General features: G+C 70.3%; 22 protein-coding genes. 12 read left to right on the plus strand and 10 right to left on the minus strand.

Annotation, left to right across the window (positions count from 1 at the left end; all coding sequences use genetic code 11):
* The first annotated feature begins 282 nt into the window (after positions 1–282).
* The 9 genes from icmB (at position 283) to mdh (ending at position 9,701) form a co-directional block, all read left to right on the plus strand.
* Entirely contained in the window at positions 283–687 is a 405-nt protein-coding gene (gene icmB / locus Adu01nite_RS26565; protein ID WP_203730388.1) for a coenzyme B12-dependent isobutyryl CoA mutase small subunit, read from the plus strand.
* Between the two features lie 614 nt (positions 688–1,301).
* On the plus strand, positions 1,302–2,480 hold the full coding sequence (gene sucC, locus Adu01nite_RS26570; RefSeq protein ID WP_203730390.1) for an ADP-forming succinate--CoA ligase subunit beta: 1,179 nt from the start codon (positions 1,302–1,304) through the stop codon (positions 2,478–2,480).
* Between the two features lie 4 nt (positions 2,481–2,484).
* The gene (sucD, locus tag Adu01nite_RS26575; protein WP_203730392.1) at positions 2,485–3,366 is read left to right on the plus strand and encodes a succinate--CoA ligase subunit alpha; all 882 of its coding nucleotides are present in this window, start codon (positions 2,485–2,487) and stop codon (positions 3,364–3,366) included.
* A gap of 112 nt (positions 3,367–3,478) precedes the next feature.
* Complete coding sequence (locus Adu01nite_RS26580; protein ID WP_203730394.1) at positions 3,479–4,930, plus strand: cell division protein PerM; 1,452 nt, start codon at positions 3,479–3,481, stop codon at positions 4,928–4,930.
* A gap of 80 nt (positions 4,931–5,010) precedes the next feature.
* On the plus strand, positions 5,011–5,628 hold the full coding sequence (gene purN / locus Adu01nite_RS26585) for a phosphoribosylglycinamide formyltransferase (protein WP_203730396.1): 618 nt from the start codon (positions 5,011–5,013) through the stop codon (positions 5,626–5,628).
* A complete protein-coding gene (gene purH / locus Adu01nite_RS26590) occupies positions 5,625–7,181 on the plus strand; it encodes a bifunctional phosphoribosylaminoimidazolecarboxamide formyltransferase/IMP cyclohydrolase (RefSeq protein ID WP_203730398.1) in 1,557 nt (518 codons plus the stop codon). Before purN ends, purH begins: the two co-directional genes overlap by 4 nt.
* A gap of 11 nt (positions 7,182–7,192) precedes the next feature.
* Positions 7,193–7,792, plus strand: coding sequence for a pentapeptide repeat-containing protein (locus Adu01nite_RS26595; protein ID WP_203730400.1), 600 nt, complete (start codon positions 7,193–7,195; stop codon positions 7,790–7,792).
* A gap of 11 nt (positions 7,793–7,803) precedes the next feature.
* The gene (locus tag Adu01nite_RS26600) at positions 7,804–8,673 is read left to right on the plus strand and encodes a bifunctional methylenetetrahydrofolate dehydrogenase/methenyltetrahydrofolate cyclohydrolase (protein WP_203730402.1); all 870 of its coding nucleotides are present in this window, start codon (positions 7,804–7,806) and stop codon (positions 8,671–8,673) included.
* A gap of 77 nt (positions 8,674–8,750) precedes the next feature.
* Complete coding sequence (mdh, locus tag Adu01nite_RS26605; RefSeq protein ID WP_203730404.1) at positions 8,751–9,701, plus strand: malate dehydrogenase; 951 nt, start codon at positions 8,751–8,753, stop codon at positions 9,699–9,701.
* A gap of 57 nt (positions 9,702–9,758) precedes the next feature.
* Here the strand turns inward: mdh and Adu01nite_RS26610 are convergent, their stop codons facing one another.
* Positions 9,759–10,568, minus strand: coding sequence for an MBL fold metallo-hydrolase (locus tag Adu01nite_RS26610; RefSeq protein WP_203730406.1), 810 nt, complete (start codon positions 10,566–10,568; stop codon positions 9,759–9,761).
* Between the two features lie 192 nt (positions 10,569–10,760).
* Between Adu01nite_RS26610 and Adu01nite_RS26615 the strand changes: the two genes are divergently transcribed.
* Positions 10,761–11,975 (plus strand): NADP-dependent isocitrate dehydrogenase, encoded by a 1,215-nt coding sequence (locus tag Adu01nite_RS26615; RefSeq protein WP_203730407.1) that lies wholly within the window; start codon positions 10,761–10,763, stop codon positions 11,973–11,975.
* A gap of 270 nt (positions 11,976–12,245) precedes the next feature.
* Here the strand turns inward: Adu01nite_RS26615 and Adu01nite_RS26620 are convergent, their stop codons facing one another.
* The 5 genes from Adu01nite_RS26620 to Adu01nite_RS26640 all read right to left on the minus strand — a co-directional run bounded on the left by Adu01nite_RS26620 (position 12,246) and on the right by Adu01nite_RS26640 (position 16,616).
* Positions 12,246–12,776, minus strand: coding sequence for a DinB family protein (locus tag Adu01nite_RS26620; RefSeq protein WP_203730408.1), 531 nt, complete (start codon positions 12,774–12,776; stop codon positions 12,246–12,248).
* Positions 12,777–12,840: 64 nt separating this feature from the next.
* Positions 12,841–13,929, minus strand: a complete 1,089-nt coding sequence (gene galT, locus Adu01nite_RS26625; RefSeq protein WP_203730409.1) for a galactose-1-phosphate uridylyltransferase — start codon at positions 13,927–13,929, stop codon at positions 12,841–12,843.
* On the minus strand, positions 13,926–14,702 hold the full coding sequence (locus tag Adu01nite_RS26630) for a DeoR/GlpR family DNA-binding transcription regulator (protein WP_203730410.1): 777 nt from the start codon (positions 14,700–14,702) through the stop codon (positions 13,926–13,928). Before Adu01nite_RS26630 ends, galT begins: the two co-directional genes overlap by 4 nt.
* Before the next feature lie 70 nt (positions 14,703–14,772).
* The gene (locus Adu01nite_RS26635) at positions 14,773–15,687 is read right to left on the minus strand and encodes a glycosyltransferase family 2 protein (RefSeq protein WP_203730411.1); all 915 of its coding nucleotides are present in this window, start codon (positions 15,685–15,687) and stop codon (positions 14,773–14,775) included.
* Positions 15,684–16,616 (minus strand): sulfotransferase family protein, encoded by a 933-nt coding sequence (locus tag Adu01nite_RS26640; protein ID WP_203730412.1) that lies wholly within the window; start codon positions 16,614–16,616, stop codon positions 15,684–15,686. Before Adu01nite_RS26640 ends, Adu01nite_RS26635 begins: the two co-directional genes overlap by 4 nt.
* A 61-nt stretch (positions 16,617–16,677) precedes the next feature.
* On the opposite strand from Adu01nite_RS26640, the gene Adu01nite_RS26645 reads away from it, so the two are divergent.
* Together Adu01nite_RS26645 and Adu01nite_RS26650 are read left to right on the plus strand one after the other, a co-directional pair.
* A complete protein-coding gene (locus Adu01nite_RS26645; protein ID WP_203730414.1) occupies positions 16,678–17,460 on the plus strand; it encodes a WecB/TagA/CpsF family glycosyltransferase in 783 nt (260 codons plus the stop codon).
* A gap of 24 nt (positions 17,461–17,484) precedes the next feature.
* A complete protein-coding gene (locus Adu01nite_RS26650) occupies positions 17,485–17,859 on the plus strand; it encodes a VOC family protein (protein ID WP_203730416.1) in 375 nt (124 codons plus the stop codon).
* On the opposite strand, the gene Adu01nite_RS26655 is transcribed toward Adu01nite_RS26650, so the two are convergent.
* The 4 genes from Adu01nite_RS26655 to Adu01nite_RS26670 are packed head-to-tail and all read right to left on the minus strand — an operon-like array spanning position 17,849 to position 21,939.
* Complete coding sequence (locus Adu01nite_RS26655; protein WP_203730418.1) at positions 17,849–18,841, minus strand: glycosyl hydrolase; 993 nt, start codon at positions 18,839–18,841, stop codon at positions 17,849–17,851. The two genes, Adu01nite_RS26650 and Adu01nite_RS26655, sit on opposite strands and share 11 nt — an antisense overlap.
* Positions 18,834–19,565 carry a methyltransferase domain-containing protein gene (locus tag Adu01nite_RS26660; protein WP_203730420.1) on the minus strand — a complete coding sequence of 244 codons (732 nt, stop codon included), beginning with the start codon at positions 19,563–19,565 and terminating at the stop codon, positions 18,834–18,836. Before Adu01nite_RS26660 ends, Adu01nite_RS26655 begins: the two co-directional genes overlap by 8 nt.
* Complete coding sequence (locus Adu01nite_RS26665; RefSeq protein ID WP_307836653.1) at positions 19,562–21,064, minus strand: MATE family efflux transporter; 1,503 nt, start codon at positions 21,062–21,064, stop codon at positions 19,562–19,564. The genes Adu01nite_RS26660 and Adu01nite_RS26665 overlap by 4 nt, the downstream gene beginning before the upstream one ends.
* Complete coding sequence (locus Adu01nite_RS26670) at positions 21,061–21,939, minus strand: sulfotransferase family protein (protein ID WP_203730422.1); 879 nt, start codon at positions 21,937–21,939, stop codon at positions 21,061–21,063. Before Adu01nite_RS26670 ends, Adu01nite_RS26665 begins: the two co-directional genes overlap by 4 nt.

Genomic DNA, 21,939 nt, shown 5'->3' on the forward strand with positions numbered 1-21,939 from the left:
CCACGGTAACGAAACGGCAGCCGACTCACAAGTCGCAGCGCCAATTCCCTGACAGTTCCCCGTCCGTTTTGTGCAGCGAATGTCCGAATTCGTTACCTTTTCCAGGCGTCATCGTTGCGCACTCTCTGTGATTGGCATAGAAACGTAAGGTCAGATCACTCTGAATACATTTCCAGTCACTCAAAGTGATCTCACTTATCTGGAGCCGACTACCCGTGGCGGGGTCGGCAGGTTACCGTTCGTTCAGGACAACGGTGTTCCGGTGGACACGGAGGGTTCGGTATGCAGGCACGCATCAGAGTGGTCGTGGCCAAGCCTGGGCTTGACGGGCACGACCGTGGTGCAAAGGTGGTGGCCCGTGCGCTGCGTGACGCGGGTATGGAAGTCGTCTACACCGGCCTGCATCAGACGCCGGAGCAGATCGTCGAGACAGCTATTCAGGAGGACGCCGACGCGATCGGTTTGTCCGTTCTGTCCGGCGCGCACATGACTCTGTTTCGCAGAGTGATCGAGCTATTGGCAGAACGTGACGCAGGCGACATCGTGGTATTTGGCGGCGGCATCATTCCGGCCGACGACATTGCCGAATTGGAGTCCCTCGGGGTCGCCAAACTTTTCACCCCGGGAGCCACCACGGCATCCATCATCGAATGGGTACGCGCCAATGTGACTACACCCGTGGCGTAGTTACCAGGAACAACCCGCCGGCCGTAGCCAAATGGTTACGGCCGGTCGCGTTTCCGCGGTGCGTCGCTTGCTGGGAAAACCGCACCAGCTACGACTGGCAAGGGGAGAGGCCGGACGCACCCCTCACACGTCCGGCCTCTCATGCACGATGCCCCGCCGCCACCCCTCGACCGACAGGGCATCGGCCGTTTCGCATCGGTTCGTCTCAGCGCTCCGACACCTCACTCAACGACGCCCTTCCGGGGCGGTTACGCGGCCGCGCGGGAGTTTTTGGGTGACCCGCGGACGACGTACAAGATCAATAAGGAAAGGCCGGGCAGCACGCCCGGATCAACCTAAGGTTGTGCGAGGGGCGCTGTGCGTGGGCGCGGGCCGCCGAGCAGGCTTGATGGGTACGAACCGGCCCGTCCGGTGGACGCGTGGTGTGCCGTCTTGCACACCGCGCACCCGCCGCTACGGGGCGCTTCTTCCGCTCGCTAGTCTGCGGAAGAGGGTCCCTTTCGGGCCGGACATTCTTCACGCCGGCGGCGCCGTTCACGACCGCCCGCGTACTTACAGGTCGGGACGCAACGGTGCGGTTCGCCGGCGCTCGGCGTCGCGAGAGAAGGAGACACGTGGACCTGTTCGAGTATCAGGGGCGTGACCTGTTCGAACGGCACGGGCTGCCCGTGCTGGGCGGCGGCGTCGCCGAGACCCCGCAGGAGGCCCGCGCGATCGCGGAGCGGCTCGGCGGCAAGGTTGTCGTCAAGGCGCAGGTGAAGGTCGGCGGCCGTGGCAAGGCGGGCGGCGTCAAGCTGGCCGACGGTGCCGACGAGGCCGAGGCGCGCGCCACCGACATCCTGGGCATGGACATCAAGGGCCACACGGTCCACAAGGTGATGCTGGCCGAGACGGCCGACATCAAGGAGGAGTACTACTTCTCCTACCTGCTCGACCGGGCCAACCGCACCTTCCTCTGCATCGCCAGCGTGGCCGGCGGCATGGAGATCGAGACGGTCGCCGAGGAGCAGCCGGACCGGGTCGCCAAGATCGCGATCGACGCCAGCAAGGGCGTCGACGAGGCCAAGGCCCGCGAGATCGTGGCCGCGGCGCAATACCCGGCCGAGGTCGCCGAGCAGATCGTCGACATCGCGGTGAAGCTGTGGCAGGCCTTCGTGGCCGAGGACGCCACGCTGGTCGAGGTGAACCCGCTGGCCAAGGTCGGCGACGGCCGGGTGCTGCTGCTCGACGCGAAGATCACGCTGGACGAGAACGCGTCGTTCCGGCACCCCGACCACGAGGCGCTGGTCGACCAGTCCGCGGTCGACCCGCTGGAGCAGGCGGCCAAGGCCAAGAACCTCAACTACGTCAAGCTGGACGGCGAGGTCGGCATCATCGGCAACGGCGCCGGCCTGGTCATGTCCACCCTCGACGTGGTGGCCTACGCGGGCGAGGCGCACGGCGGCGTCAAGCCGGCCAACTTCCTCGACATCGGCGGCGGCGCCAGCGCCCAGGTGATGGCGAACGGCCTGGAGATCGTGCTCGGCGACCCGGCGGTCAAGTCGGTCTTCGTGAACGTCTTCGGCGGCATCACCGCGTGCGACGCGGTGGCCAATGGCATCATCCAGGCCCTGGCCCTGCTGGCCGAGCGCGGCGAGAGCGTCACCAAGCCGCTCGTGGTGCGCCTCGACGGCAACAACGCCGAGGAAGGCCGCGCCATCCTCGACAGCGCCAACAACCCGCTGGTCGAGCGGGTGGACACGATGGACGGAGCGGCCGAGCGCGCCGCCGAGCTCGCGGCTGCGGGGAAGTGACTTCATGGCTATCTGGCTCACCAAGGACTCGAAGGTAATCGTCCAGGGCATCACCGGCTCGGAGGGCTCCAAGCACACCAAGCGGATGCTCGCCGCCGGCACCAACGTGGTCGGCGGTGTGAACCCGCGCAAGGCGGGCACGACCGTGGACTTCGACGGCGTCTCGCTGCCGGTCTTCGCGACCGTGGCCGAGGCGATCAAGGAGACCGGCGCCGACGTGTCGGTCATCTTCGTCCCGCCGGCGTTCACCAAGGGCGCGGTCGTCGAGGCCATCGAGGCCGAGATCCCGCTCGCCGTGGTGATCACCGAGGGCGTGCCGGTGCAGGACTCGGCCGCGTTCTGGGCGCTCAACATCGACCGCGGTCAGAAGACCCGGATCATCGGCCCGAACTGCCCGGGCATCGCCTCGCCGGGCGCGTCGAACGCCGGCATCATCCCGGCCGACATCACCCCGGCCGGCCGCATCGGCCTGGTCAGCAAGAGCGGCACGCTGACCTACCAGATGATGTACGAGCTGCGCGACATCGGTTTCTCGACCGCGGTCGGCATCGGCGGTGACCCGATCATCGGCACCACCCACATCGACGCGCTGAAGGCGTTCCAGGACGACCCGGACACCGACGCCATCGTGATGATCGGTGAGATCGGTGGCGACGCCGAGGAGCGGGCCGCCGAGTTCATCAAGGCGAACGTGACCAAGCCGGTGGTCGGTTACATCGCCGGCTTCACCGCCCCGCCCGGCAAGACCATGGGTCACGCCGGCGCGATCATCTCCGGCTCGGCGGGCACCGCCGACGCCAAGAAGGCGGCCCTCGAGGCCGTCGGCGTCAAGGTCGGCAAGACCCCGAGCGAGACCGCGCGGCTCATGCGCGAGGTCATGAGCTGATTTGGTACGCACCACAAGGGCGCGCCGTCGCTCGGGTCAATGCGACCCGATTGGCGGCGCGCCGCTGTATCTGCGTCGCCGCAAGCCCTCTCTCGTGGAAAAGTAGGCGGCGATGCCGAGCACAACCGACCGTCCCGACGGCTCGGACGACCCGTTCGCGGTCGCCGAGGCGGCCCTCGACGCGCCGGCCGCCCCGCGGGAGACCGTGCCGGTCGAGCGCGCCACCGAGGCGATCGACCGTCCGACCGGGGCATTGGAGGCCGGCGATCGGCCGACGGTGCTGGTCGACGACAAGAAGCTCGGCGCGCAACCCACCGTCAAGGTGCCCGGCCAGCGCAAGCCGCCGCCGCGCAGCCGGCGTGCCCCGCTGCCGGTCGCGGTCGCGTTCGCCACGCTGTGGGCGGCCGCCCTCAGCTACCTCCCGGTCGCCGCGGTCATCGGGATGGCCCGCACCCTCGAAGGCCAGGGCGGTCTCGGCGGTGCCGCACACGCCGGCCTGGCCGGCTGGCTGCTCGGGCACGGCGTCCCGATCGGCACCTCGGCCGGCTCGCTCGGCCTGCCACCGCTGCTGCTCACCGGCCTGATCGTCTGGCGGCTCAACCGGGCCGGCCTGCACGTCACCCGCGCGATCGGCGCCCGCCGGTCGGGCAAGATCGGCGACGCGCTGCTGGTGGCCTTCAGCATCGGCCTGACCTACTCGCTGCTCGGCTCGGTCGCCTCGCTCGCGGTCGACGGCCGGGGCACCGACGTCACCCCGGCCCGGGCCGCGATCAACTTCTTCCTGCTGGGCCTGCTCGGATCGCTCGCCGGGTCGGTGCGCGGCACCGACGCGCTGAGCGTGCTGGCCCGCCGCACGCCGCGGGTCATGCGCGACGGCCTGCGCACCGGCGTGATGGCCGCGCTGTTCATCCTGGCCGCCGGAGCCGCGGCGGCCGGGCTGTCGGTGGCGGTCGGCGGCGGCCAGGCCGCCGACACGATCTCCGTCTATCACACCGGAGTGGCCGGTCAGGCCGGCATCACGCTGCTCAGCCTCGCCTACGGCGGGAACGCCGCGGTGTGGGCGGCCGCCTACCTGCTCGGGCCGGGCTTCGCGCTCGGCACCGGCTCGGAGGTCGGGCTCACCGAGGTGATGGTCGGCAAGCTGCCGGCGCTGCCGCTGCTGGCCGGGGTGCCGGACGGGCCGATGGGCGCGGCCGGCGCGGTGCTGCTGGCCGTTCCGGTGCTGGCCGGGATGGCCGCGGGCTGGCTGCTGATCCTGCGCCTCAACCGGGCCGCGCTCGGCGACGAGAAGAGCGGCCGGGCCGGTCCGAAAAAAGGGCCCGGTCGGAAACCGGAGTTGCCCTGGTCCACGGTGCTCGGCGGGGGCTTGCTCGCCGGCCCGGTGGCGGGTCTCGTGCTCGGCGTGATGAGCCGGGCGTCCAGCGGGCCGCTCGGCGACGGCCGGCTCGCCACCATCGGGCCCGACCCGTGGCAGGTGGCGCTGGTCGCGACGATCGTGGTGGCGTTGTCGGCCTCGCTGGGTGCGGCCGCCGCCCGTACGTTCGCACCCGCTCCCAAAAGCTGACGGCCCCGAAAGCGTGACCGGCCGCCCAGGCTGAATGCCCCGTTGGCCGCGGCTCGCCGCGGCGGAGATAGGGTTCTCGGGTGACTGACCCCGCGCCCGCCCGCCTGGTCGTCCTCGTCTCCGGATCGGGCAGCAATCTGCAGGCTCTGCTCGACGCCGCCGCCGACCCCGCCTATGGCGCGCAGGTCGTCGGGGTGGGCGCCGACCGCGACGGCATCGCCGGTCTCGACCGGGCGGCCGCCGCCGGTGTGCCCACCTTCGTCGACTCGCTGAAGGCCTACGAGACGCGCGACGACTGGGACGCGGCCCTCACCGCCCACGTCGCCGAGCACAAGCCCGACCTGGTCGTCTCGGCCGGCTTCCTCAAGCTGGTCGGGCCGGCCTTCCTGGCCGCGTTCGGCGATCGCTACATCAACACGCACAACGCGTTGTTGCCGTCGTTCCCGGGCATCCACGGCCCGCGGGACGCGCTCGCCTACGGCGTGAAGGTCGCCGGCGCGACACTCTTCTTCGTGGACGCCGGCGTCGACACCGGCCCGATCATCGCCCAGGTCAGCGTCCCCGTGCTCGACGACGACACGGAGGAGACGCTCACCGAGCGGATCAAGGTGGCCGAGCGCGCCCAACTGGTCGACCACGTCGGCCGGCTCGTCCGCGAGGGCTGGACCATCGAGAACAGGAAGGTACGTATCCCGTGAGTGCAGACGGCCGCCGCCCTCTTCGCAGGGCGCTGCTCAGCGTGTATGACAAGACCGGCCTCGTCGACCTTGCCCAGGCGCTGCACGCGGCCGGGGTCCAGATCGTCTCGACCGGCTCGACCGCCGCCACGATCGAGAAATCCGGCGTGCCGGTGACCAAGGTCGAGGAGCTGACCGGCTTCCCCGAGTGCCTGGACGGCCGGGTCAAGACGCTGCACCCGCGGGTGCACGCTGGCCTGCTCGCCGACCGCCGCCTCCAAACCCATGAACAGCAGCTGGCCGAGCTCGAGATCGAGCCGTTCGACCTGCTGGTGAGCAACCTCTACCCGTTCACCCAGACGGTGGCGTCGGGCGCGAGCGTGGACGAGTGCGTCGAGCAGATCGACATCGGCGGCCCGGCGATGGTCCGCGCGGCCGCGAAGAACCACCCCTCGGTCGCGGTGGTCACGTCGGTCGAGGCGTACCCCCTGATCGTGACCGCTCTCGCCGAGGGCGGTTTCTCGCTGCAGCAGCGCAAGCACCTCGCGGCTCGCGCTTTCGCGGACATCGCGGAGTACGACGTGGCCGTCGCCAACTGGTGCGCGACCACCCTGGACCCGCAGGAGTGGCCGGAGTTCACCGGGCTGGCGCTCCAGCGCGAGGCCACCCTGCGCTACGGCGAGAACCCGCACCAGCAGGCCGCTCTCTACGTCGACCCGAACGCGCCGGCCGGGCTGGCCCAGGCGCAGCAGTTGCACGGCAAGGAGATGTCGTACAACAACTACGTCGACGCGGACGCGGCCTGGCGCAGCGCCAACGACTTCACCGACCCGTGCGTGGCGATCATCAAGCACGCCAACCCGTGCGGCATCGCGGTCGGCGCCGACGTGGCCGAGGCGCACCGCAAGGCGCACGCCTGCGACCCGGTGTCCGCGTTCGGCGGCGTGATCGCGGTCAACCGCGAGGTGAGCCTGGAGCTCGCCGAGCAGCTCGGCGAGATATTCACCGAGGTGATCGTGGCGCCGTCCTTCGCGACCGAGGCGCTCGAGGTGCTGCGCGCGAAGAAGAACCTGCGCGTGCTGGTCGCGCCGGCCTGGAACCCGCCGCCCGCCGAGATCAAGCAGGTCGGCGGCGGTGTGCTGGTGCAGCTGGCGGACCGGATCGACGCCCCCGGCGACGACCCGGCCGGCTGGACCCTGGCCACCGGTGCGGCCGCCTCCCCGGAGATCCTGGCCGACCTGGCGTTCGCCTGGCGGGCGATCCGCAGCGTGAAGAGCAACGCGATCCTGCTGGCCCACGAGGGCGCCACGGTCGGCGTCGGGATGGGCCAGGTCAACCGGGTCGACTCGGCGCGGCTCGCGGTCGAGCGGGCCGGCACCGACCGGGCCAAGGGCAGCGTGGCCGCCTCGGACGCGTTCTTCCCGTTCCCGGACGGGCTCGAGGTGCTGATCGCGGCCGGGATCACGGCGGTGGTGCAGCCGGGCGGTTCGATCCGGGACAACCTGGTGATCGAGGCGGCCGAGAAGGCCGGACTGACCGTCTACCTGACCGGTACCCGGCACTTCTACCACTGACGGACACGCCGATGACGGAGCACCTGATCCAGGACCAGACCTACAAGGGCACCGACTGGGCGCTCGAGGAGGTCACCGGTATCCGCTACGAGGACTGTGCGTTCCACGACGTCGACTGGTCGGAGGCGCGGCTCACCGGCTGCGTCTTCACCCACTGCACGTTCGGGAACGTCCGGTTCAACGCGGCCACCCTGGAACGGGTGGCGATCATGCAGTCGACGCTGCAGCGGTGCTCCTTCTTCGACGCGGCGCTGATCGGCTGCAAGCTGACCGGCACCCAGTTCCTCGACTGCGGGCTCCGGCCGCTGACCGTGGACGGCGGCGACTGGGGTTTCGTGTCGCTGCGCGGGCAGAACCTGACCGCGGCCAAGCTCGGCGGCCTACGGTTGCGGGAGGCGGACCTGATGGGCGCCGACCTCAGCCGGGCCGACCTGCGCGGCGCCGACCTGTCGAACGCGCGGCTCAAGGACGCCGTGCTCAAGGGCACCGACCTGCGCGGTGCCGACCTCGACGGGGTGGAGCTGCGCGGCGTCGACATCACCGGCGCCAAGATCGACCTGGCTCAGGCGGCGCTGTTCGCGACCGCCTACGGGGCCACCGTTTCCGGCTGAAGGGCTCACTTGTGACGGCGCGAATCCTGGACGGGAAGGCGGCCGCGGCGGCGGTCAAGGACGACCTGCGGGCCCGCGTCAAGGCGCTCGGCGAGCGCGGCGTCGTGCCCGGTCTCGGCACCATCCTGGTCGGCGACGATCCGGGCTCGCACGCCTACGTGGAGGGCAAGCACCGGGACTGCGCCGAGGTGGGCATCGCCTCGATCCGCCGGGACCTGCCGGCCGACGCCACCCAGGAGCACGTCGAGGCGGCCGTCAAGGAGCTGAACGAGGACGACGCCTGCAACGGCTACATCGTTCAGCTGCCGCTGCCGAAACACCTGGACACCGGCCGGATCCTCGAGCTGATCGACCCGGACAAGGACGCCGACGGCCTGCACCCGGTCAACCTGGGCCGGCTCGTGCTCGGCTTCGACGGGCCGCTGCCGTGCACCCCGCGCGGCATCGTGCACCTGCTGCGCCTCAACGACGTGCCGCTCAAGGGCGCCGAGGTCACCGTGGTCGGCCGCGGCACCACCGTGGGCCGCCCGCTCGGCCTGCTGCTCACCCGCCGCGCGGAGAACGCGACCGTGACGCTCTGCCACACCGGCACCCGCGACCTGGCCGCGCACACCCGGCGGGCGGACATCGTGGTGGCCGCGGTCGGCGTACCCGGGCTGATCACCGCGGACATGGTGAAGCCCGGCGCGACCGTGGTCGACGTCGGCATCACCCGGGTGGTCGGCGAGGACGGCAAGGGCCGCTACACCGGCGACGTCGACCCGTCGGTCCGCGAGGTCGCCGGGGGTGTTGTTCCGGTTCCGGGCGGCGTCGGGCCGATGACCCGGGCCATGCTGTTGACGAACGTGGTCGAGCGCGCGGAGTGGCTTACCTCGCGTTAAGTCGACCGGCAGGAAATACCCCGTTAACCGACTGATACGGTCGCGAAAATCGTCCCGAGACTGGAAGTGGCAGAGCTATGGGCAAGAAGGTAACCGTCGTAGGTGCCGGTTTCTACGGCTCGACGACTGCGCAGCGCCTGGCCGAGTACGACATCTTCGACACCGTGGTGCTCACCGACATCATCGATGGCAAGCCGGCCGGACTCGCGCTCGACCTGAACCAGTCCCGGCCGATCGAGGGCTTCGAGACCAAGGTCGTCGGCGTGTCCACCGGCCCGAACGGCGAGGGCTACGAGGCCATCGAGGGCTCGGACGTCGTCGTGGTCACCGCCGGCCTCCCGCGCAAGCCGGGCATGAGCCGGATGGACCTGCTCGAGGTCAACTCCAAGATCGTGCGCCAGGTCGCCGAGAACATCGCGAAGTACGCGCCGAACGCCGTCGTCATCGTCGTCTCCAACCCGGTCGACGAGATGACCGCGCTCGCGCAGCTCGCCACCCAGTTCCCCAAGAACCGGGTCTTCGGCCAGGCCGGCGTGCTCGACACGGCCCGCTTCACCAACTCGATCGCCGAGACCCTCGCGGTGCCGGTCAAGAGCGTCAAGGCGCTCACCCTCGGCTCGCACGGCGACACCATGGTGCCGGTGCCGTCCCGCTGCACCGTCGACGGCAAGCCGCTGTCCGACCTGCTCCCGGCCGAGAAGATCGAGGAGCTCGTCGTCCGCACCCGCAACGGCGGCGCCGAGGTGGTCGCGCTGCTGAAGACCGGTTCGGCCTACTACGCCCCGTCGGCCGCCGCGGCCCGGATGGCCAAGGCCGTCATCGAGGACTCCGGCGAGGTCCTGCCGGTCTGCGCCTGGGTCGAGGGCGAATACGGCATCTCCGGCGTCTACCTCGGCGTCGAGGCTCAGGTCGGCCGGGACGGCATCAAGAAGGTCGTCGAGGAGAAGCTCACCGACACCGAGATCGCCGGCCTCAAGGAGGCCGCCGAGGCCGTCCGCGCCAAGCAGGCGGACGTCGCCAACCTCTGAGCGCGCTGCTTTTTCGGAAAGGCCGGGGCCGGTGGCCCCGGCCTTTCCGCTTGTCGGTCACCCCAACGGCAGCTCGCGGAAGGCCGTGCCCAGGTGCGAGATGGCCAGTGTCGTGCCCCGGCCGCCGGCCTCGGCCAGCGCTTTGCGGCGACTCGCGCGGGCCCGCTCCGGGTCGACGTCGCTCGCATAGGCCAACTCGGGGTGCAGCAGCTGGATCGCGTGCACCAGCAGGTCGCCGGTCACCAGCAGGCTGTCGTCGCCGTCCTCGACGAGCACGGTCTGGTGGCCCGGGGTGTGCCCGGGCGTCGAGAGGACCCGGAGGCCGGGGCTCAGGTCGTGGTCGCCGTCGAGCACCTGCAGCCGGCCCTGGGCCCACAGCGGCTCGATCAGCAGGTCATATTGGCCCGCCTGGTCGCGGTTGGCCCGGTAGGCGTCGAAGTCGGCCTGCTGCACGATCACCCGGGCGTGGGTGAACGGTGAGTCGCGCGGGACCGCCCAGCCCATGTGGTCGTTGTGCAGGTGGGTCAGCACGATCGCGGAGACCTCTGACGGCGCGATCCCGGCCGCGGCGAGCTCGTCGGGCAGGTGACCCGGCACCGGGGCCCAATCGGCCGCCAGCGAGCCCTCAGGGCCGATCCCGGCGTCGACCAGGGTGACCGGACCATCGCCGGCCCGGATCGCGTAGCTCCGGAAACGCAGCCACCACTCCCCGCCGGAGCCGCGCGCGGCCGGATCGAGCGCATCGGCCTCGGCCCACTGTGCGGCGGTGGCGCCGGGGAAACACTCCTGCCGGGGGTCGGGAAACGGGCCCTCGGCGTCTTGCAGCGCGATGACCGTGAGCCGCCCGACGGTGTGCGTGAATGGCATGAGGGAGATTGTGCCGGGCGTGGGGGGTTCCCCGCGTGCCTGTTCTCGGGCCTGTGGATAACCCGCTGACCTGAGGGAAAACGGGCAATAGCGATCTGGATAACGCCAGGTCGGGGGCGGTCGACGATCTTCCGCCTCCGGGCAGTACGCTCGTACTGCTAAGCATGTGTTTCGGGAGAGGAGCGCCGGCCGATGGCGAAAATCAAGGTCACAAACCCGGTCGTGGAGCTCGACGGCGACGAGATGACCCGGATCATCTGGAAGCAGATCCGGGAGCAGCTGATCCTGCCCTATCTCGATGTCCCCCTCGAGTACTACGACCTGTCGATCCAGTATCGCGACGAGACCGACGACCAGGTGACGATCGACGCGGCCAACGCCATCAAGCGGCACGGCGTCGGCGTCAAGTGCGCCACCATCACGCCCGACGAGGCGCGGGTGGAGGAGTTCGGCCTGAAGAAGATGTGGCGGTCGCCGAACGGCACGATCCGCAACATCCTCGGCGGCGTGGTCTTCCGCGAGCCGATCATCATGGAAAACGTACCCAGGCTGGTGCCGGGCTGGACCAAGCCGATCATCATCGGCCGGCACGCCCACGGCGACCAGTACAAGGCGACCGACTTCGTCGCTCCGTCGGCCGGCAAGTTCACCATGACCTTCACGCCCGCGGACGGGTCGGCGCCGATGGAGTTCCTGGTCGCCGACTTCCCGGCCGGCGGTGTCGGCATGGGTATGTACAACTACGACGAGTCGATCCGCGACTTCGCGCGGGCCTCGTTCCGCTACGGCCTGGCGCGCAACTACCCGGTCTACCTGTCGACGAAGAACACCATCCTCAAGGCGTACGACGGTCGCTTCAAGGACCTGTTCGCCGAGATCTTCGAGACCGAGTTCGCCGCCGAGTTCGCCACCGCGGGCCTCACCTACGAGCACCGGCTCATCGACGACATGGTCGCGGCCGCGATGAAGTGGGACGGCGGGTACGTCTGGGCCTGCAAGAACTACGACGGTGACGTGCAGTCCGACACCGTGGCCCAGGGCTTCGGCTCGCTCGGCCTGATGACCTCGGTGCTGATGACGCCGGACGGCCGGACGGTCGAGGCCGAGGCCGCGCACGGCACGGTCACCCGGCACTACCGGCAGTGGCAGAAGGGCGAGAAGACCTCGACCAACCCGATCGCCTCGATCTTCGCCTGGACCGGCGGCCTCAAGCACCGCGGCGTCCTGGACAGCACCCCCGAGGTGACCGAGTTCGCCAAGACGCTCGAGCAGGTCTGCATCGACACCGTCGAGGCCGGCCAGATGACCAAGGACCTCGCGCTGCTCATCTCGCGGGACGCGCCCTGGCTGACCACCGACGAGTTCATGAACGCGCTCGACGAGAACCTCGCTCGCAAGCTCGGCTGACCGCCGGACTCCGCAGAAACGGCCGCCGGCGATGCCGGCGGCCGTTCTGTTCCCCGATCGGGGATATGCGCAAATTGCATGTTTGGTTCCGTAACCAGTGGTTAGGGCCCTCGTTTTTCACAGCGAAACGGATGACGGCTGCGACGCCGAGGAGATTCGCCCACCGATGGCTGCCTTGTCCCGGGCGCCGCTCGGTTCTCCCCGGTCCACGCGCAGCCAGTTCTGTTCCCCTGCGGGGGGCCTTGTCCCGGGCCCCCCGCCCCTAAATCTCTACTGTCCGACGCGCCCGTCGATGCGCTCGCGCAGGAAGTCGGCGTGGCCGTTGTGGCGGGCGTACTCCTCGATCATGTGGACCAGGACCTCGCGCAGGGCCAGGCCGCCCTCGCCGAGGTAGCCCAGGTCGTCGAGCGAGTCGACGTAGTCCTCGGCGAACGCGATCTCCGAGCGCCAGCGGGTGAAGGCCTCCTTGACCACCTCGTCGTCGGCGATCGCGCCGTCGAAGTCGCCGTCCGGGTTGTCCTCGCGGTAATGGCGGGGCATCTCGAAGCCCGCCATGTGGTTGCGGAACCAGCCCTGCTCCACCCCGGCCATGTGCCGCACCAGCCCCAGCAGCGACATCTTCGATGGCTCCACCGCCCGCGCGGCCATCTGCTCCGCGGTCAGGTCGGCACACTTCAGCTCGAGCGTCAGTCGCTGATCGCGGAGGTACCCGACGAGGGTGTCCCGCTCACCGGTGTAACCACCATCGGTGCGCGGATCCTCGTCGGGATGGACGAACATGTTGGACCAGGCGAATCCCATGACTCCGACCCTCTGACAACGGATGGTCCGAGCGCAACCGCCGTCCCACGCGGGAGCGGCCGGCTCAGAGCGAGCGAAGCGTCTCCGCCGCCTTCTCCGGGACCACGTCGTTGACGAAAGCACCCATCGCGGACTCGGATCCGGCCAAATATTTCAGCTTGTCGGCGGCCCGCCGGATGCTGAACAGCTGCAGGTGCAGGTAACCAAGATCACGACCCTCGCCGACCACCGCCTGGTGCCAGGCCGAGATGTACGGCATGGGCTTGCCGAACAGGGCGTCGAAGCGGCGCAGCACGTCCAGGTAGAGCGGCCCGAACGCGTCCCGCTCGGCGTCGTTCAGCGCCGGGATGTCGGCGACCTTGCGGTGCGGGGCGAGCTGCACCTCGTACGGCCAGCGGGCGGCGGCCGGAACGTACGCCGTCCAGTGCTCGTTGGCGGCCACGATGCGTACGCCCGCCTTCTGTTCGGCCGCGAGCGTGTCGGTGTAGAGGTCGCCCCCGGTCCGGGCGCGATAGCGCGCGGCCGCGCCCAGCATCGCCTGGGTGCGCGGCGGAACGGTCGGGTAGGCGTAGATCTGGCCGTGCGGGTGGTGCAGCGTCACGCCGATCTCGACGCCGCGGTTCTCGAACGGGAAGACCTGGGCGACGCCGGTGATGGTGGACATCTCGGCGGTGCGGTCGGCCAGCGCGTCGACGACCGTGCGCACCCGGGCCGGGGTGAGCGCGCCGAACGCGCTGTTGTGGTCGCTGGTGAAGCAGACGACCTCGCAACGCCCGATGCCGGGCCGGACCGGCACCAGATCGGTCAAGGACGTGACCTCGTCGGCCTTGATCCGGTCGCTGAACGACGGGAACTGGTTTTCGAACACCACCACGTCGTAGTCGGGCGCCGGGATCTCGCTGGAGAACGCCGCGGTCGACGGGCACAGCGGGCAGGCGTCGCTGGGCGGCAGGAAGGTGCGGGTCTGCCGGTGCGCGGCGACCGCCACCCACTCGTCGACCAGCGGGTCGTAGCGCAGCTGCGAGGCCGGCGGCGGCGGGGGCAGCTCGCGCTTGTCGGTGAACGACGCTCGGTGCGAGGCGTCGGCCTCGTTGAAATAGATCAACTCGCGGCCGTCGGCGAGACGGATCGCGGTGCGGCTGGTGAACGTCATTGCGCGGTCACCACTACGAGCTCGGGCACGGTCTCCTCCAGCAGGGTGCGGGCCTGCAGGTCGAGGCCTTCGTCGGTGATGAGCACGTCGGCGCGCTCGAGCGGAACGATCGAGGAGATGCCGACGGTGCCCCACTTGGTGTGGTCGGCGAGCACGACGAGCCGCTCGGCCGCCTCGACCAGGGCGCGGTTGACGTCGGCCTCCATCAGGTTGGGGGTGGTGTAGCCGGCCCGCTCGCTCATCCCGTGGACGCCCAGGAACAGCATGTCCAGGTGCAGGGAGCGGATCGCGGCGACCGCGACCGAGCCGACCAGGGCGTCCGACGGCGTACGGGTGCCGCCGGTCAGGATCACCGTCTGGTCGGGGCGCCCGGCCCGGTAGAAGACGTCGGCGACCGGGATCGAGTTGGTGACCACGGTCAGGTCGGGCACGTCGACCAGGCGCTGGGCGAGCCCGGCGGTGGTGGTGCCGGCCGACAGCGCGATCGCGTCGCCCGGCGAGACCAGCGCGGCGGCGTGCCCGGCCATCGCGGCCTTCTCGGCGCGCTGGCGCACCGACTTGGCGGCGAAGCCCGGCTCGTGCGCCGATCCGGGGCTCACGGTGGTCGCTCCGCCGTGTACCTTCGCCAGGAGCCCGCGGTCGGCCAGCGACTCCAGGTCGCGGCGGATGGTCATGTCGGAGACGCCGTATTCGGACGCCAGCTCACTGACCCGGACGCCACCCGCGGCGCGCACCCGGTCGAGGATGGCGGCCTGGCGCTGTTGGGCTAACACTCAAGAATCCGCACTAATTCGAACACGCCCGAACACTACCGTGCGATCGGGCGTGGTGGAAAGAGTGACGTCAGATACCGCGGCCTCGTTTGTGCAGCGCTGAAAGCACATTCTCGACCTTGACCGCACCGGTCATCGCGGCCAGCGCGATCGCCGTCCGCGGCTCCTTCCAGTTGGCCCGCACCGCCTCCTTGCTGAACTGCCACGCCTGGCTGCGGTTGCCGGTCGCGGCCGACCAGCAGGCCAGTTGCCCGTAGACCCGGGCCGCGCCGGGGCGGCATCCGCTGATCTCCGGGTGGCGTTGCATCATCCAGCGCAGCGACGAGATCTTGGTGGCGTACTCGTACGCATAGTGCGAGGTCCGCCCCCACAGCACCCGGACCAGCGGCTCGTCGAGGTGCACGATCGGCGCCCGCCGCGCTGCCCGAAGGAGCAGATCCCAGTCCTCGTTCTGGCTGCCCGGCGCGTCCTCGGCGACCAGGCCGATCGCGTCCTCGGCGAACGCCTCCCGGCGGATCAGGAACGACGACGAGTGCAGCATCGACATCCGGGAGCGGGCCAACTCGTCGACCGTGACCCGGCTGCGGCCGGCCAGCCGCGGCGTGCTCTTTCCCTCGAACTCGACAGCGATCGCACAGGTGGCCATCTCCGAGTCGGGCTCGGACATCAGGGCGGCCACCTGCCGGCGCAGCTTGTCCGGCAGCCAGCGGTCGTCGTCGTCGCAGAACGCCACGTAATCGGTGTCCAGCGCGAGGATGCCGGTGTTGCGGGCGCCGGCCAGCCCGGACGTCCGCCAGTTGGTGAGCACCAGCACCTGCACGCCCTCGGTCGAGGCGAGCAGGTAGTCGGGCTCGGTCTGGTCGTACACCACCAAGATCTTCAAATCGCCCGGGTAGCGCTGGTCGCGCACCCCGGCGATGGCCTGGCGGACCAGCTCGGGCCGGTTGCGGGTGGGGATGACAACGCCGACCGAGGGCCAGTTCATCGTGCGTCCTCTCGAAAAACGGGGTATCCGTAGGCCCGCAGCATCGGGGCGCACACCGCGCCGACCAGCCGGCGCTGCCGGGGTGGCAGCGAGCGCACCCAGGCGTCGTCCCGGCGCAGCGGCAGCTGCCCGACGGTGAAGCGCATCGGATTGCCGGCGGCGCTGTGCCCGACCTTCAGATCGGCCTGGCCGTCGTGCAGGAAGTCGAGGTCGGCCGGGCCGAGGTCGACGCCGGCGAACTCGGCCAGCGCCGTGAGCGCGGTGCGCGGGTCGGCCACGAACTCCTCGTAGCGGATCCGGTGCACCGGCACCCCGCGCCGGGACAGCAGGCTGAACGCGGCGTTGTGCGCGTTCCACAGCAGAGCCGAGCGGCCGGGGGAGTAGCGGGTCATCTGGTCGCTGCCGTCGGTCTCCGGCCTGCTGACGGTCTTGGTCCACGAGTAGGCGACGCCGCGCGCGTCCCGCACCACGTGCACCACCCGCAGGTCGATGCCGCCGGACCAGCGCAGCACGTGGGCGAGTGCCGAGTGCTTGGACGAGTCGACCACCACCCGGGCGCCGGAGACCTCGGCGGCCGCGGCGTAGACCCGGCTGTAGAAGTCGGCGTATTCGTGCACCTCCTCCGGCGCCTCGACGGCGGTGGCGAGCCGGGGGATGTGCCGGGTGCGCTCGACCGCGTCGCGCAGGTGGTGCACCCGGTCGACGTCGACGTTGTGCCAGCCGCCGAAGGCCAGCGCGCCGACCCGCCGCCAGAAGCCGCACGCCGAGAAGTGGGCGCCGCAGCCGCAGCGCTCGTCGTCGCGGATGTCGCGCTGCCAGAGATGAACGACCTCACCGAGCGCGCATACGCCGGGAAGTTCGCCGAGCAGACGTTCGACGAGCGTTGTCCCGCTACGTCCTAATCCGCCCAGAAATAAGACCCGTGCCACTTTCGCCCACCTTCGCTCGTTTCGCTCCTATAACGAGCGAACAAGCGTGAAGGAGGCGAAGGTGTCCATCGAGGCTTTCGACCGGGTCGAGCTGGACGGTACGGGCATCGACCGGATCACCGAGGCCGAGGTCGTGGCGGTGGTCCGGGAGGCGCTCACGCACGGGCGCGGCGGCCGGATCATCACCCCGAACGTCGACATCCTGCGTCGTGCGCAGACCGAGCAGGAGGCCCGCGAGCACCTCGACGACGCCGACCTGATCGTCGCCGACGGCATGCCGCTGATCTGGGCCAGCCGGCTGGGTGGCAGGCCGTTGCCGGAGCGGGTGGCCGGCAGCAGCCTGATCTGGTCGCTGTCCGCGGGCCTCGGGCTGGATCGGCGGTCGATCTTCGTGGTCGGCGGCTCGCCGGCGAACGACGGAGCGGCGAAGGCGGCGGACCGGCTCGCGGAAGAATGCGTCGGGTTGCGCATCGCCGGAACGATCTGCCCGGACTTCGGCTTCGAGAAAGATCCTGAGACGTACGCCCAGGTCTGCGCGAAGGTGGCCGACGCGCAGCCCGACCTGGTCTTCGTCGGGCTGGGCTTCCCCAAGCAGGAGCGGATGATCGCGAAGCTGAAGCCGATGCTGCCGACCAGCTGGTTCATCGGCTGCGGGGCGGCGGTCAACTTCGTGGCCGGCGACGTCGAGCGGGCGCCGCGCTGGATGCAGCGCACCGGGCTGGAATGGGCGCACCGGCTCGGCACCGAGCCGCGCCGGCTGGCGAGCCGCTACCTGCGGCACGACGCGCCCTACGCGCTGCGGCTGCTGGCCCGCGCCCCCGGACAACGGGTACGCACGCGCTAACCGTACGGGCGTACTGTAACGCGCATGGATTTCACCATCGAGCGCCTGCACCACGTCCAGCTACTGATCCCGCCGGGCGGCGAAGAGGCCGCCCGGCAGTTCTACGGCGGGGTGCTCGGCATGATCGAGCTGGTCAAGCCGCCGGTGCTGGCGGCTCGGGGTGGGTGCTGGTTCCGGAGCGGGGGCTGGGAAGTCCACCTGTCCCCGGTGCCCGACTTCGCGCCGGCCACCAAGGCTCATCCCGGCGTACTCATCAACGGTCTTGATCTTTTGGCGGAGAAACTCGAAGCCGCCGGTTACCCGGTCGAGTGGGATCCCCACTTCCCGGGTCACCGGCGGCTCTATGCCATCGACGGGCACGGCAACAGACTCGAATTTCTGGAGCCGGTCAAGGATTGAAGTACGGGTCCTTGACCAGGGCGTGGAAGGCCTTGAACGCGAGTTTGTCGCCGGTCAACTGGAACTGTTTGGTCGCCGGATTGCCCTCCGGATCGGACTCGAAATAGGCGAGCGCCTTGATCTGCGGGTTCGCCTTGAAGGTCCGTTCGGCGTCGCGCAACCAGGCCGCCCGCGCGGCCGAACCCCACGCCTTGGCCACCCCGAACTCGCCGATGATGATCGGCTTCGGGTGCTGCGCGGCGAACTGCAGGAACGGGCCCATCAGCTGCCCGATGGGCTGGAAGTTCTCGCCGGCGTAGACGTCCACGCAGGTCCAGTCCACCTGGTCGTCGCCCGGGTAGAAGCCGGGCGCGTCACCGCGGATGAAGCCCTCGGCGGTCGGGCACCACACCCAGGAGACGTTGTTCGCGCGCTCCTGCTTGAAGATGTTCCGCACGTACTTCCAGGCGGCGATGTAGTCGTTTCCGGACCACATCGTGGCCCGCAGGTTGGGCCGGTCCATCTCCCACCGCATCCGCAGCAGCACCGGCTTCTTGATCTTGCGGATCGCCTTCGCCTGCTTGCGGATCAGGTCGTCGTGCTCGCCGTCCAGGATGGACCGGTTGTCGCCGGTGGCCCAACTGACCATCAGGGTGGCGCCCTGGGACAGGAACTCCTTGTCCGACGAGGTGCCGACCATCTGCTCGAAGCGGCGGTAGGTGTTGACGATGCTCAGCCGCCGGCCGAGGTCGGTCTCCAGGGAGTCGACCGCGGCCAGCCGGCCGACGTGGGTGAGCTCGTCCGGCTTGATCCAGGCGCCGACCAGCGCGCCCTTCTCGGGGGCGCGGACCGGGCCGCTGGCGAACGGGCCGTTGAGGACGGCGATGGCCGGCGGTTTGCCGGACAGGTCGGGCGAGGGGGTCGGCTGCGGTACTTCCTTCTTGCTCCCGAGGGAGCAGCCGGCCAGCAGGAGCACCAGGGCGAGGGCGGCGAATTTACGCATGGATGCGCCGAGCCGTGTACAGGACGTTCACCGCATATCCGTCCGTGCCGGGGAGTCGCCGCATGGCCGCGTCGGCCGCCCGGGCCAGCGGATTTCCGTGCAGCGACGGCGTGATCATCGAGAAGCCGCGCCGCTCGACCACCTCGAAACCGTGCCGCTGCAGCAGCTTGTCGATCTGCTCGTGGGAGAGCTCGGCGAACCAGCGTTCCTCCCGGTGCCGGCGGGCGCGCAGATGCCGCAGCGAGTCGGCGTTGCCGTGGTTCTCCACCACCAGGATGCCGGCGGAGGCGTCCGGCAGCGCCTTGGCGGCGAACGCGAGGGCCCGCTCGCGGATCGCGTCGTCCACGTTGAGCAGCAGCCGGAACATGGTCACGATGGCCGGGTAGCCGGCCTCGACCGGCTCCGGCACCGGACCCTCGGCCGGCACCCGGTGCCAGTTCGCGTGCGAGCCGACCTCGGCCGCCTTGGCCATCATCTCGGCCGACGTGTCGTAGCCGTGCGCCTCCCGGACCAGGCCGTGCAGGGTGCGGATGGCCCGGCCGGTGCCGCAGGCGAAGTCGTGCTGGACCGGCGCCCGTGGGCCGAACTCGCGGCGGACCAGGGTGCGCAGATAGTCACGCTGCCGCTGGTTGATCTGCGACGCGTAGCTGTCCGGCGCGTACGTGACGGTCTCGTATTTCTCGACCGCCGCAGCGTCCTGGAAAACCTTGGTGTAGTCGGTCAACGGGTCCTCCTCATGGGTTTGAAAGCCTCCAGCGCGAGGTGCCCGCGGAGCAGCCAGACTCCGATCAGGAAGGCGGGCACACTGGCGATGAGGCCGGGGGTGTGGAAGAGCGGGAGCGCGCCGAAGCAGGCCAGCGACAGCAGCGCCGCGGCCCGGGTGCCGCGGCCGAACGGGTGCAGCCCGACCGCCCGCCCGACCTGGATCAGCGGCAGCAGGTTGTTCGCGACCATCGCGCAGGCCAGGCCGGCGGCCGCGCCGAGCGCGCCGTAGCGGGGGATGAGCAGCAGGTCGAGCCCGATCGTGACGGTCAGCGCGACCAGCACGTTGGCGAGGTTCCACGAGGTGCGGCCGGCCATCGCGAGCACCATGTCGACCATGCCGCAGCCGGTGGCGACCAGCATCGCGCAGGCCAGGACGACCACGACGGTCTTGCCGTCGACGTAGCCGTCGCCGAAGAACCGCAGGTAGAACGGCGCGAGGTGGATCACCAGCAGGCAGATCGGCCAGGCGACGAGGACCAGCCAGCCGGTCGCGGTCTGGTAGAGGTGGTTGGCGGCGCGACGATCGCCGGTGGCCAGCGCCTCGGCCAGCCGCGGCTGCACCGACTGCGAGATCCCCTGATTGGCCAACTGCACCAGCACCACGAACCGGCCGGCGACCGCGTAGACCGCCGCCGCCGCCAGCCCACCGAGCGCCGCCACCAGCAGGACATCCACCCGCTGCAGCGCCAGCTGGGCCACGCTCGCGAGCGCGCGCGGGCCGGTGAACTTCCAGAAATCCCGCTGCAGACCGCGCCTTTCGGCGCGAGTGGTGGTCACGCCGGGCGGCTTTCCCGCGCGATAAACCTTCTTGAGGGCGTACGCCGCCAGCACCGTGACCGGCAGATAGGGCGCGACCCACGCCGCCGCGAACCATGGCAGCGAGAGGGTCGCGATGCCGGCCAGGGCCACCAGCAGCAACTGCAGCGTGCTCCGCAGAATCCGGTCGAGCGTCACCGTCGGCCGCATCGCCCGGTAGCCGCGGGTCGCGGTCAGCAGCGCGTCGGTCAGGGCCTGCAACGGCAGGAAGACGGCCAGCACCCGGAGCCCGGCGGTGTGCGCGCCGACCACGTGCGCGGCCTCGTGCGCGGTGGTCCGGGCGATCGCCGGTGCGGCCAGCCACATCGTCGCCCCGAGCAGCAGCGACAGCGCCAGCACCGGGGTCAGGCCGGTGCGCAGGCAGGCGCCGAGCAGGTGCTCGCGGCCGGTGGCGCGCAGCCGGGCCGGCCAGTAGACCAGCCCGGTCTGGGTGCCGAGCTTGGCCAGGCCGCCGCCGAGCACGAACGCGGCCGTCGCCGCGAAGAACGCGCCGGCCTGCTCGGCACCGAGCGAGCGGGCCACGATCCAGGTGACCGCGACACCGGTGCCGCCGGCCAGCGCCGAACCGGCCATGTTCGCCAGCCCGCCGCGGGCCACCCCCCGCGTCCCGGCCGAAGCGGGCTTGTCGAGAACGTCCGTCACGTCCGGCGCCAGATCGGCATCCGCCCCAACCAACGCGACAGCGCGTCGTCGTGCGGCAGGTAGTAGTTGGTCAGCTCCTGGCGCAGGCCCGGGTCCATGTCGGACTGCCGGGGGCGGGCGTTGTGCCGCTCGAACGGCGGCCGCTCCAGGTAGGTGGGCAGGCCCAGGAACTCGCAGACCTCGTCGTACACCTCCTCGGGTTCGGTGAAGAACCGCTCGCTCTCCACCACGTGGATCCGCTCCCGGCCCACGTGCTGCGCCATCACGCCCAGGTAGCGGGCGTACTCGCCGCGACCCCGGTAGGCGTGGTGCTGGTGGGCGAAGCTGTAGTACGACGGGTCCTCGGCCAGCCGCTCCTCCTGCCGGTGCACCCGGGCCGGCTCCAGCGCGAGCGCCGCCCCGAAGTCGCGCTCGGCCTCGAAGCCGCGCGCCACCTCGTGGTGGTGCTGCGAGTAGGCCCGCTCGACCGGGTCGCGGACCAGCACGACCAGCTTCGCCTGCGGCAGGTCCTGGGCGATCCGGGCGGCGGCCTGCGGGTGGTACATGTAGTACGGGCTCGACTCGAACGTCTGCGCCTGCACCCCGTAGCGTTCGGCGATCCGGTCGCCGCTGCGCATCAGCGGGAAGTGCGCCTTGTACCAACCCATCCCCCGGTCGTACGAGGTGTCGAAGTAGTGCACGCCCTTGTGCAGCACGGCCTTCATCACCACCGGGTGGGCGGCCAGCGCCCGGTACATCGAGGTGGTGCCGCAGCGCTGCCCGCCGCAGATCAGGAACGACGGCGTCATCCGGCCCGGCGAGGTCAGCCGCCCGTAGGACCGGGTACCGAGGTGCACCACCCGTTTCATCGGCGCGGGAATCCTGCGAACGTCCAT

Origin of the sequence: Paractinoplanes durhamensis, from assembly GCF_016862175.1 — a bacterium.
Lineage (GTDB): Bacteria > Actinomycetota > Actinomycetes > Mycobacteriales > Micromonosporaceae > Actinoplanes > Actinoplanes durhamensis.